The sequence below is a fragment of the Lapillicoccus sp. genome (genome assembly GCF_025353065.1).
GTDB lineage: Bacteria > Actinomycetota > Actinomycetes > Actinomycetales > Dermatophilaceae > Lapillicoccus.
The window spans coordinates 1-10,416 of the sequence record NZ_JANXRJ010000142.1; the positions used below are offsets into that span (position 1 = coordinate 1).

Annotated in this window: 11 protein-coding genes and 2 pseudogenes; 3 read left to right on the forward strand and 10 right to left on the reverse strand. The window is 69.6% G+C overall.

Annotation, left to right across the window (positions count from 1 at the left end; translation table 11 throughout):
• The 9 genes and pseudogenes from Q0R63_RS11210 to Q0R63_RS11250 form a co-directional block, all read right to left on the reverse strand.
• Positions 1 to 419, reverse strand: a pseudogene (locus Q0R63_RS11210) (glycoside hydrolase family 2 protein); the annotation flags it as partial.
• Positions 416 to 1,255, reverse strand: coding sequence for a carbohydrate ABC transporter permease (locus tag Q0R63_RS11215; RefSeq protein WP_295697251.1), 840 nt, complete (start codon positions 1,253 to 1,255; stop codon positions 416 to 418). The pseudogene Q0R63_RS11210 and the gene Q0R63_RS11215, both read right to left, overlap by 4 nt.
• Positions 1,248 to 2,123, reverse strand: a complete 876-nt coding sequence (locus Q0R63_RS11220) for a sugar ABC transporter permease (RefSeq protein WP_295697252.1) — start codon at positions 2,121 to 2,123, stop codon at positions 1,248 to 1,250. The genes Q0R63_RS11215 and Q0R63_RS11220 overlap by 8 nt, the downstream gene beginning before the upstream one ends.
• Positions 2,124 to 2,345: 222 nt before the next feature.
• Positions 2,346 to 3,680 (reverse strand): sugar ABC transporter substrate-binding protein, encoded by a 1,335-nt coding sequence (locus Q0R63_RS11225; RefSeq protein WP_295697253.1) that lies wholly within the window; start codon positions 3,678 to 3,680, stop codon positions 2,346 to 2,348.
• A gap of 180 nt (positions 3,681 to 3,860) precedes the next feature.
• A complete protein-coding gene (locus Q0R63_RS11230) occupies positions 3,861 to 4,889 on the reverse strand; it encodes a LacI family DNA-binding transcriptional regulator (protein WP_295697254.1) in 1,029 nt (342 codons plus the stop codon).
• A gap of 66 nt (positions 4,890 to 4,955) precedes the next feature.
• Positions 4,956 to 5,573 carry an L-threonylcarbamoyladenylate synthase gene (locus Q0R63_RS11235; protein ID WP_295697255.1) on the reverse strand — a complete coding sequence of 206 codons (618 nt, stop codon included), beginning with the start codon at positions 5,571 to 5,573 and terminating at the stop codon, positions 4,956 to 4,958.
• Positions 5,574 to 5,583: 10 nt separating this feature from the next.
• Positions 5,584 to 5,979 (reverse strand): phage holin family protein, encoded by a 396-nt coding sequence (locus Q0R63_RS11240; protein WP_295697256.1) that lies wholly within the window; start codon positions 5,977 to 5,979, stop codon positions 5,584 to 5,586.
• 109 nt (positions 5,980 to 6,088) lie between these two features.
• Positions 6,089 to 6,373 (reverse strand): hypothetical protein, encoded by a 285-nt coding sequence (locus tag Q0R63_RS11245; RefSeq protein WP_295697258.1) that lies wholly within the window; start codon positions 6,371 to 6,373, stop codon positions 6,089 to 6,091.
• The gene (locus Q0R63_RS11250) at positions 6,370 to 7,176 is read right to left on the reverse strand and encodes an alpha/beta hydrolase (RefSeq protein ID WP_295697260.1); all 807 of its coding nucleotides are present in this window, start codon (positions 7,174 to 7,176) and stop codon (positions 6,370 to 6,372) included. Before Q0R63_RS11250 ends, Q0R63_RS11245 begins: the two co-directional genes overlap by 4 nt.
• Positions 7,177 to 7,263: 87 nt before the next feature.
• On the opposite strand from Q0R63_RS11250, the gene Q0R63_RS11255 reads away from it, so the two are divergent.
• The 3 genes from Q0R63_RS11255 to Q0R63_RS11265 all read left to right on the forward strand — a co-directional run bounded on the left by Q0R63_RS11255 (position 7,264) and on the right by Q0R63_RS11265 (position 9,811).
• Complete coding sequence (locus tag Q0R63_RS11255) at positions 7,264 to 8,178, forward strand: LysR family transcriptional regulator (protein ID WP_295697262.1); 915 nt, start codon at positions 7,264 to 7,266, stop codon at positions 8,176 to 8,178.
• Complete coding sequence (gene hisC, locus Q0R63_RS11260) at positions 8,175 to 9,293, forward strand: histidinol-phosphate transaminase (RefSeq protein ID WP_295697263.1); 1,119 nt, start codon at positions 8,175 to 8,177, stop codon at positions 9,291 to 9,293. Before Q0R63_RS11255 ends, hisC begins: the two co-directional genes overlap by 4 nt.
• Positions 9,294 to 9,676: 383 nt before the next feature.
• A complete protein-coding gene (locus tag Q0R63_RS11265; RefSeq protein ID WP_295697265.1) occupies positions 9,677 to 9,811 on the forward strand; it encodes a hypothetical protein in 135 nt (44 codons plus the stop codon).
• 363 nt (positions 9,812 to 10,174) lie between these two features.
• Here Q0R63_RS11265 and Q0R63_RS24580 read toward each other — a convergent pair.
• Positions 10,175 to 10,303, reverse strand: a pseudogene (locus tag Q0R63_RS24580) (type IV toxin-antitoxin system AbiEi family antitoxin domain-containing protein); the annotation flags it as partial.
• Positions 10,304 to 10,416 lie beyond the last annotated feature (113 nt).

A 10,416-nucleotide genomic window follows, 5' to 3' on the forward strand; every position in this document is an offset into this window, starting at 1 on the left:
GCCTCGGCGGCGTCGAGCTGTCCGGCGAAGTCGACGACCAGGTCGTTCCCCTCGGCCCGGAGGAGGCTCGTCACGTCGAAGCGGTGGGTGCGGTGCATGTTGCGGGGGGAGCCGAGGAGGTGACCGTCGAGGCGCACCTCGCAGACCGTGTCGAGGCCGCCGAAGACGAGCTCCACCCGTTCGCCCGGGGCGGGTGAGGCCTCGTGGAGCCGGGTCGAGTAGCGCCACGACGTGCGGCCGATCCACTGCAGGCCGGTCTCGTTGAGGTCGAGGTAGGGGTCGGGAATCCGCTGTGCAGCAAGTAGATCCGTGTGGACACAGCCCGGGACCGTAGCCGGCACGTCGACGGATCCGAGGCTGTCGGGCACGGCGCCGTCCGTCGCAGTGAGGGTCCACGGCTGGTCGAGGACGGACCTCACTTGACGGCCCCCGCGGTGACTCCGGCCACGAAGCTCTTCTGGGCCAGCAGGAAGCCGACGACCACGGGGATGCTCACGACGAGCGAGGCGGCCATGATCTGGTTCCAGTAGACGTTGGTCTGGGTGGAGTACTCGCGCAGGCCGACGGCCAGGGTGCGGTTGGCGTCGTTGGTCATCACGGAGGCGAACAGCACCTCCCCCCAGGCGGTCATGAAGGAGTAGATCGCCACGGCGATGACCCCGGGACGGGCGGCCGGGAGGACGACGCGCCAGAGCGCTCCCAGCGGCGTGCACCCGTCGACCATCGCCGCCTCGTCGAGCTCGCGCGGGATGGAGTCGAAGTAGCCGACGAGCATCCAGATCGAGAAGGGCAGGGTGAAGGTGAGGTAGGTGATGATGAGGCCGAGACGCGATCCGACGAGCTGGATCCCGGTGGCGCTGTTGATGTTGGTGAAGATGAGGAACAGCGGCAGGAGGAAGAGGACGCCGGGGAACATCTGGGTCGACAGCACCGTGGTGGTGAAGACCGAGCGTCCACGGAAGGTGAACCGGGAGACGGCGAAGGCCGCGAGGATCGCGAGGGCGACGCTGGCCGCGGTGGCCGACACCGACACGATGACGCTGTTGGCGAAGTAGCGGGCCAGCGGCACGGTCGACCACATGTCGACGAACGGCGCGGTGGTCAGCGACGACGGCCACCAGGTGAAGTTGCCCTGCACGTCGCGCAACGGCTTGAGGGCCGCGGTGATCATCGCGTAGAGGGGGATCAGCGTGAAGAGCCCGAGGACGGCGATGACGACGGCCCGGAAGGCCTTGAACGGTGTGGTCTCACGCACGACGTGACCTCCGGTTGGTGATGAGCAGGTAGGCCGCTGTGACGACGAGGAGGAACAGCAGCAGGAGCACGGACATCGCCGCACCGCTGCCGAAGTTCCACGTGAGGAACGAGGCGTTGTAGATGTGGAACGAGATGAGGTCACCGGCCGGCGGCTGCGCCGTGCCGAAGAGGACGTAGGGGGTGTTGAAGTCGCTGAAGGTCCACAGGAAGAGGACGAGCACGAGGACGAGGTTGACCGGCCGCAGGGAGGGCAGTGTGATGCTGCGCCACTGCCGCCAGTTGTTGGCGCCGTCGACCGAGGCCGCCTCGTAGAGCTCGGTGGGGATGCTCTGCAGGCCGGCCATGATCGTGAGGAAGGCGAACGGCCAGAGGCGCCAGACGGCGACCGTGACGATCGAGGCGAAGGCGTTGCCGCCGAGCAGCCAGAACGGCCGGTCGGTGATCAGGTGGAGGTTGTCGGCCAGCACGTGGTTGACCAGGCCGGTGTCCCGCTGGAGCATGAAGTTCCAGGTCAGGATGCCGGCGTAGGCGGGCAATGCATAGGGCACGAGGAAGAGCGTGCGCACGACGCCCCGGCCGCGGAAGGGCTGCTGGAGGGCGATGGCGGCGGCCATCCCGAGCCCCCAGGAGAGGGCCAGGGCGCAGATCGAGAACGCCAGGGTCACGCCGAAGGACATCAGCAGCCCGCGGCCGATGCTCGAGTTGACGTCGACCGCCAGCCGGTAGTTGCCCAGACCGGCCCAGGGGGCCTCGGACCAGTTGGCCAGGAAGAACTTCGTCAGCCGGACGAAGCTCATCCAGATGCCGACGAACATCGGGATGATGTGGATGAGCAGCTCCATCACCACGGCGGGCGCGAGGAGCACGTAGGGCAGCACGCGGTGCCGCCGGTCGTGCGACCTCCTGGGCCGTGGCGTGCGGCCCGTGGTCGCGACGGATGTCGTTGCGGTGGTTCGTGATTCAGTAGTGGAAGCCGACACGGCATACCTCTTCACATCTCGGGGGAACGCGGTGCTGGTGGCCCGGGTGTCAGCCGGGCCACCAGCCTCGAGGTGGGAGCGGTCGATGAACCGCTCGCGGGGGGAGGGTCAGCTGCCGGTGGCGGCGCTGACCTGGTCCTGGGCGTCCTTGAGACCGGACTTCACGTCCTCGCTCGAGATGGTGCCCCCGGTGGCGATCTTGGCGAACATGCTGTTCATCGCCTTGCCGACGGTGCTCTCGAACTGGTCCTCCGCGGCCACGAGCGGCAGCGGCTTCGACATGTTGGCGTAGATGTCCTGGAACGTCTTCGCCTCCTCGGCGTTGTCCGTGAAGACGGGGGTCTCACCCTGCAGGACCGGGAGTGACGAGAACGGCTTGCCGAGGGTCTTCTGGGTCGCCGGCGAGGTCATGAAGTTGACGAACTTCAGCGCCGCGTCCTTGTTCTTGGTGTTCTTCATGATCGACAGGTTGATGCCGGCGATGAAGGTCGCGATCTTCGTCCCGCCGGTCGGGGAGGGGAAGGGGACCACGCCGTAGTCGCTCGTCTTCATGCCGTTGGAGACGATGGAGTTGTCGGCGTTGTTCTGGTTGAGGATCATCGCCACCTTGTTGGTCGCGAAGTCGTTGACGGCCTTGGTCCCGTTGTCGTACTGCGCGTTGCTCGGGTTGACGACCTTGTCGGTCTGCATCAGGTCGAGGTAGCGCATCACGCCCTTGACGTTCTCGTCGCTGGTGAAGGTCGGCTTCCCGCTCGTGTCGAACCACGAACCGCCGTCCTGCGATCCGTTGATGAACGCGAAGTGGACGTTCTCGGTGTAGCTGCCGGCGGCGAGCGCGAAGCCGTACTGCTTCTTGGCCGGGTCGGTCAGCTTCTTGGCCGCCGTCACCATGTCCTCCCAGGTGGTCGGGGGGTTGAGGCCGGCGGCCTTGAACATCGCCTTGTTGTAGTAGAGACCGTAGGCCAAGCCGTAGAGCGGCACCGAGGTGACGTCCTTGCCGGCCATGCCGCCGGTGTCGAGCGCCGCCTTGACGAACTTGTCCTTGCCGCCGATCGCGGTCATGGCGGCCGCGTCATAGGGCAGGAAGGCGCCGGAGGCCTGGAGCGAGGAGGCCCAGGTGTTGCCGATGTTGAGCACGTCGGGGCCGGACCCCGAGGCGATCGCGGTCTGGATGCGGGTCTGGAGGTCGTTCCAGCCGATGACCTCGAGGTTGACCTTGACGCCCGTCTGCTTCGTGAAGGCGTCGAGGACCGGGGTCAGGACCTGCTTGTCGTTGTCCAGGCTGGTGCCCTGGTTGCTCGCCCAGTAGGTGAGGGTCGCCGGGGTGGCGCCACTCGTCCCGGCGCCACCGGCGCCACTCGTGCTGGTGCCGCTGCTGCAGGCGGCTGCACCGAGGGCGAGCGCCGGTACGGTCAGTGCGGCCAGAAAAGTTCGCAGTCTCACGGTCAGACTCCCTTGTCCGAGATGGTGGGCCTCCGCCGCGCGGATGTGGGGCGGGGCCAGGTGATGACGGAAGTCTGTACCTAACCGGTTAAGAACGGGAGGCTAACCGGTTAAGTTCACCAAACCGTGACCTTGGCGGGCCGACTGCTCCAACGCCAGGGTTGGCCGGGTCGGACTGACTCAGGCCGGACCGGTCGTCTCCCGGACGAGCAGGGTGCCGACCGGCGAGTAGCGGTGCACCTCCGTGCTGCCGCCGATGAGGTCGAAGAGCAGGTGGGTCGCGAGCCGCGCCTTCTCCATCAGGCCGTGGTCCATCGCCGTCAGCTGGGGGCGGGCGACGTGGCAGAGCACGGAGTCGTCCCAGGCGATGATCGACAGCTCCTCCGGCACGCGGACCCCGAGGTCTGCGGCGGTGCGCAGGACGGCCGTCGCCATGATGTCGTTGCCGACGATGAGGGCGGTGGGCCGGGTCCGGGCCGACAGGGTGAGGAGCCGATGGGCCTCCGTCGCCCCGGACTCGTAGGAGTAGGTCCCCTCCACGTGGCGCATCCGCATGCCGCGGCGATTGCCCTCGGTTGTCATCATCTGGGCGCGGACGCGCTCGTGGATGTAGGTCGTCGGGCCGCTGATATGAGCAATACGCTTGTGTCCCAGCGACTTCAGGTGGTCGAGCATGACTGTGACGGTTTCGACCTCGGGGGTGATGAGACGGCCGATGTGGTCGTCGATCGGTGACGACGTCACCATGACGGCCGGCATACCCATCGAGAGCAGGAGGGGGACGCGGGGGTCGTCGTCGTGCTCGTCGTAGAGGATGAAGCCGTCGACCCGGCCCTGTCGCGCCCAGCGACGGTAGACGTCGAGGTCCTCGCCGTTCTCACCGGTGAGACGCAGCAGCAGCGATCCGTCGGCGTCGTTGAGAAACTGCTCGACGCCGAAGAGGGTGCGCATGTAGAAGCCCTCGGCCGTGATGACCTGGGGGTCGCGGGCGATGACGATGCCGATGGTGCCGGTGCGGGCGGCCGAGAGGGCGACGGCAGCCGAGCTCGGGTGGAAGCCGAGCTCCTCGGCGAGGTCCAGCACCCGCGCCCGCGTCTGGGCGCTGACCCCCGGTCGACCGTTGAGCGCGTAGGAGACCGACGCCTTGGAGATGTCGAGGCGGCGGGCGATGTCACTGATCGTGACGCGCTCTGGGCGGGCGATGCTCACGGCATCGATCCTCCCAGACCGGCCGTGAGCCGGGCGACGACGGCTCGCACGGTGGGCGACCGCGGCTCACACGAAGGGCGCCGGGTCTCCGGCGCCGAGACGCGACACCTCGGGGGAGCCCGACGAGTAGTCGATGACGGTCGTCGGCGTCGGGAGGCACTCGCCGTCGATGACGGCGTCGACCTGGTGGTCGAGCTCCTCCTTCACCTGCCACCCGTCGGTCATCGGCGTCTCCTCGTCGGGGAGGATGAGCGAGCTGGTGAGCAGCGGCTCGCCGAGCTCCTCGAGCAGCGCCTGGACGACGGGATGGTCGGGGATGCGCACGCCGACGGTCTTCTTCTTGGGCTGCAGGAGACGACGCGGCACCTCCTTCGTCGCGGGGAGGATGAAGGTGTAGGGCCCCGGGGTCGCGGCCTTGATGGCCCGGAAGACGTGGTTGTCGACCTGCACGAGCTGGCCGAGCTGGCCGAAGTCGTGGCAGACGAGGGTGAAGTGGTGCTTGTCGTCGAGGCGGCGGATCGCCGTGATCCGGTCCTTGCCGTCGGCGTTGCCCAGGCGGCAGCCGAGCGCGTAGCCCGAGTCGGTGGGGTAGGCGATGAGCGCGCCGTCGCGCAGCATGGCCACGACCTGGCTGATCGCGCGAGGCTGGGGATCGTGCGGGTGGATGTCGAAGAACCGCGCCATCAGGGCCTCCTCAGTCCTTGCGGTCGGGGACGACGATGTTGAGGACCATCGAGACGATGGTGACGACGACGGCGCCGAGGACGGCGCTCCAGAAGAAGCTGTCGACGTGGAAGCCGAGCCCGAGGTTGCCGGCCAGCCACGAGGTGAGCTCGAGCATCAGGGCGTTGACGACGAGGGTGAACAGCCCGAGCGTCAGCCAGATCAGTGGGAGCGAGAACAGCTTGACGACCGGCTTGATCACCGCGTTGACGAGGCCGAAGACCAGCGCGACCAGCACGATGGTCACGACGGTGCCCGTCCACTCGGTCGAGCGGTTGAAGCTGATGCCGCTGACGACGAGCCCGGCGACCCACAGCGCGGCACCGTTGACCGCCGTCTTGACGGCGATGCGCGAGAGGAGGCCCATGGCGTCATCCTGTCACGCGGTCAGGCCCCCGCGGGGGTATGCCGCGGGGCCGGCTCAGTCCCGGCTGACTCCCGGCTGACTCCCGGCTGAGTCCCGGCTCAGGCGAGGCTCAGGGTCCGGAACCTCGGTAGGGCGACAGTGGCAGGACGGTGAACTCACTCAGTCCGGAGGTGGCCATCGGGAGCGCGTCGACGGCTCCCCGCGCCTCCTGCTCGGTGTCGGCCTCGACGAGGAAGGCGGCGCCGGGGACGTCACCCCGGAGCCAGATCTGGCGAACGACTCCCGCGGCATACAGCTCGCGCACGCGCTGGGTCTCGGCCGGGATGAGGGCGTCGAAGTCGGCGTCCACGTAACTCTCCGTGCGGCGGCGGCTGAGGACGAGGAACTGGCTCATAGGAGGCCCGCCGTCCAGCCGGGCGTCTCGACGTGGGGCATGTGCCCGGCGTGGTCGACGACGGTGAGGATGGCCCCGGGGGTGAGTGCCACCTCCTCGGTGACGATCTCGAGCGGGATGGGGTCGTGCCGGCCGTGGACGTAGTGGAGCGGCACCGTCACCCCCGGCAGGTCGGGGCGGGGGTCGCAGTCGGCGAGGTCGTCGATGAAGGCGCCGAGGCCCGGCTGCGCCTCGAGCGCCTGGCGGACGGCCCACGCGGTCACGGCCGGGCTGCCCAGCTCGCCGAACCACGAAGGGATCTGGGACGCAACGTTGCTGGCGACATCGTCGGAGGGGCCGGCGGATAGGCCGGCGGCAAAATCGCGGTTGGCCTCGAGGAAGCCGGAGACGGCGACCATGGCGTGGCCCGGCGTCCCGATGAGGACCGCGCCGGAGAGCAGGTCGGGGCGGGTGATCGCGAGGCGGATGGCGGCCATGGCGCCGAGCGAGCTGCCGACGACGACGGGACGCTGGAGGCCGAGCCGGTCGATGAGGCCCACGAGGTCGGAGACCATGCCCTCGAGGGTGTAGTAGGCGGCCGCGCCCGACCGGCCGTGGCCGCGGGTGTCGGCGGCGACGACCCGTCGGCCCGGGTCGAGGAACGCGGTCATCGACTCCCAGACCCGCGCGGTGAGGAGGAAGCCGTGCACGAGGAGCAGCGGCGGCGCGTCGGGGACGGCCCTGGGCCCGGTCGGGGGCGTCTGTAGGGTGGCGTGCGTGTCGTCGTAGTGGAGGGTGACGTCGGGGAGCTCGAGGAGCGGCATACGTCCAGCACACCCTGTCGGCCCGCCCGGAACAACGAGCGGTCTGCGACGAGAATCATCACGATCCGAGATGGGTGGGGGGATGCCGTGGAGCTGCGACAGGTGCGCTACTTCCTCGCCGTGGTCGACGCCGGGACCTTCACCGCCGCGGCCCGTGAGCTGAGCATCGTGCAGTCCGCGGTGAGCCAGCAGGTCGCTCGGCTCGAGCGTGAGCTGGGCACGGCGCTGTTCGACCGGACCCGTCGGTCACCGGTGCTCACCGTGGCCGGCCAGCGCTTCCTTCCCGCCGCGCGTGACCTCGTCGAGGCCGAGCGGGCCGCGCGCCGATCGGTCTCGACGGGGCCGGTGCGCGACGTGCTGCGGATCGGCGTGACCGCCGGACTCGACCACCGCACAGGGGCGCTCACCGAGAGTCGACCGATCGAGGCGATCGCCCTCCCGAGCGCGGAGCGGCAGGCCGGGGTCGCCGACGGTGATCTCGACGCAGCGCTCGTGCACGGCCTCGACCTGCGGCCCGACCTCCTCGCGCTGCCGCTCGGAGCCGAACGCCTGGTCGCGGTGGTCGCCCACCGGCACCCCCTCGCTGGGCGCGTCATCGCGGGTGTGGGCGAGCTCGCGCCTCTCCCCCTCGTGCTCGCCGAGGGTGCGCGAGGGACGACGCTCGCCGACGTCGTCCTGCACGCTTGCCGCGCGGAAGGTGTCGAACCCGATGTCGTCACCTTCGCGGCCTCAGTGACGCCGTTCGCGGCGGTCAGGGCCACCGCCCGGTCGTGGACCGTCTTCTATGCGGAGCAGGCCGCCGCCATCCGGCCCGAACCGCTGCACGTCCGCTTCCTCGACCTCGAGCCGGAGCTCACCGTCCCGGTGCACCTCGTGGTGCGGCCGGAGCGACGGGCCTTCGGGCGACGGCTCGCCTGCGCGATGGTCGCGGGCGCTGCCTTCGCGAACGTGCGGGTCGCGGGCGCTGCCGGCGACGGTGGCCGTCCTACAGTGGCGACATGACCTCGACCACCTCCGGCACGGAGCCGGCCCCTTCAGGGGAGCCGGAGCAGGTCCGGCTCCGGGCGGCGCTCGGCCGGCTCCCGGCCTATGTGCCCGGGAAGGCTGCTGCCCCTGGACCGGGGCTCACGGCATACAAGGTCTCGAGCAACGAGAACCCTTTTCCGCCGCTGGCCAGCGTGCTCGAGGTCATCGCGGCAACCGCCGGATCGATCAACCGCTACCCCGACATGGCGGTGCGCGACCTGACGGCGGCGATCGCGACGGCGGTGGGTGTGGCGCCCGAGAACATCGCGACGGGCAACGGCAGCGTCGCCGTGCTCAGCCACATCATCATGGCGACGTGCGACGCCGGTGACGAGGTCGTGCACGCCTGGCGCTCCTTCGAGGCCTACCCCATCGTCGTCGCGCTCGCGGGGGCCGAGTCCGTGCCGGTCGGGCTCGACCTCGACGCCCGCCACCGGCTCGATGCGATGGCCGCCGCGGTCACCGAGCGCACCAAGGTCGTCATCGTCTGCTCGCCCAACAACCCGACGGGGACGACCGTGCGCCGGGGCGAGCTCGAGACCTTCCTGGACGCGGTGCCGCCGCACGTCCTCGTCGTGCTCGACGAGGCCTACGTCGAGTTCGTCACCGACCCCGAGGCGCCGGACGCGATGGCCGTCTGGCGCTCGCGACCCAACGTCCTGGTGCTGCGGACCTTCTCCAAGGCCTACGGTCTCGCCGGCCTGCGCGTCGGGTATGCCGTGGCCCACCCGCGCGTCGCCGCTGCCCTCCGCCAGACGGCAACCCCCTTCGGGGTCAGCTCGATCGCGCAGTCGGCGGCGATCGCCTCGCTGTCGGCGTTCGGCGAGCTGGAGCGACGGGTCGAGGCGCTGGTGGCCGAGCGGTCTCGTGTCGCGGGGGCGCTGGAGGAACAGGGGTGGAAGCTGCCGGAGAGCCAGGCCAACTTCGTGTGGTTCCCCCTCGGGACGGACTCGGGTGCCTTCGTTGAGGCGTGCGAGGCGGCGGGCCTGGTCGTGCGGCGGTACGGCGACGACGGTGTCCGCGTGACTATCGGCGAGACCGAGGCCAACGACCGCCTCCTCGAGGTCGCCGCAGCCTTCGGCGCCCGCTGACGCGCCACTGCGGGGGGTTGACGCTGCGTCAACCCTCTCGTCGGGACCGTCGTCCCCTGCCGAAGTCGGGATCGTTCGATGGCGGCTCGGATGCGGCGACCGAGAGCCTCGAGATCGTCCAGGTCGGACCAGACCACGCGGATCACCTCGAAGCCGATCTCGCTCAGCCGGTCTTCGCGGCGCTTCTCCAGCCATAGCCGTTCTTCCGGAGACAGCGTCTGACCTCGGGCGTCCACGACGTCGACCTCACGGCCGTACTTGATCTTCCCGTCGAACTCCACGGCGACCCACGTCCCGTCGATGACGAAGTCGATGAACGCGAGGAATCCCGGCTCGCTCACGGCGAACTGCGGGGTGGCGGAGAAACCCATGAGGTGGAACGCGTGCCCCAGTCGAGTCTCTCCTGGCGACTCCCGCCGCCCGTCCACCAGTCCGAGTGCGGTCCGCACCGGCCCGATACCTGGATGGAGGGACAGAGCTCTGACGACGTCGCCGAGATCCCCTGCGGTGAGGAGTGACCTCCGAAGCGCGGCGTCCGCCGCGATCAGTGAGGCCATGGGCTGAGCCGAGAGTCCGACCTGCACGATGGCGAGCGCCGGGATGACCGTCAGTGGCGTGTCCCGGCCGGGCGGTGGTGGCGCAACGAGATCCGAGGACACGACGCGGCCGAGCGACAGTCCGTCTCGCGTGCGCGGTGAGCCGGGGGTCGTTCGGTTGAGCCGCGCTCGGGACCAGTCGGGCCGGTAGGTCGGTAGACCGAGGAGCTGCAACGCGCTGTGGTGCGACGCCACAGCTCTCCCGGAATGCGATCGGAGCATCGCCCTGGTGAGCAGCACGTGGGTACTCGCCGCGGACACGGCCGGCCCCATGGCATACCAGCCGCGGGCAAGGAGGATGAGCTCGCCGCGCGAGGCAAGTCGTGCCAGCTGGCGCGGCTCGAAGCCCGCGCGACGGGCATCCTGGTGGCTGAGCACCCCGTGCTCATCGGCCACCGCGGAAAGTTCCTGCATCCCCCCATGCTGGAGGAAACCGCGGCCCTCCCGCGGACGCCTGTGGACAACTCGTCTGGGCTGCCGCTACCGGACGGGGGTTGACGCTGCGTCAAGGGGGTTGACGCCCGTTA

Bases quoted from the DNA above. Each gene is read 5' to 3' on its own strand.
- hisC (WP_295697263.1), top strand. From the start codon at position 8,175: ATGACCTCGACCACCTCCGGCACGGAGCCGGCCCCTTCAGGGGAGCCG.
- Q0R63_RS11250 (WP_295697260.1), bottom strand. From the start codon at position 7,176: ATGCCGCTCCTCGAGCTCCCCGACGTCACCCTCCACTACGACGACACG.
- Q0R63_RS11245 (WP_295697258.1), bottom strand. From the start codon at position 6,373: ATGAGCCAGTTCCTCGTCCTCAGCCGCCGCCGCACGGAGAGTTACGTG.
- Q0R63_RS11235 (WP_295697255.1), bottom strand. From the start codon at position 5,573: ATGGCGCGGTTCTTCGACATCCACCCGCACGATCCCCAGCCTCGCGCG.
- Q0R63_RS11240 (WP_295697256.1), bottom strand. From the start codon at position 5,979: ATGGGCCTCCTCTCGCGCATCGCCGTCAAGACGGCGGTCAACGGTGCC.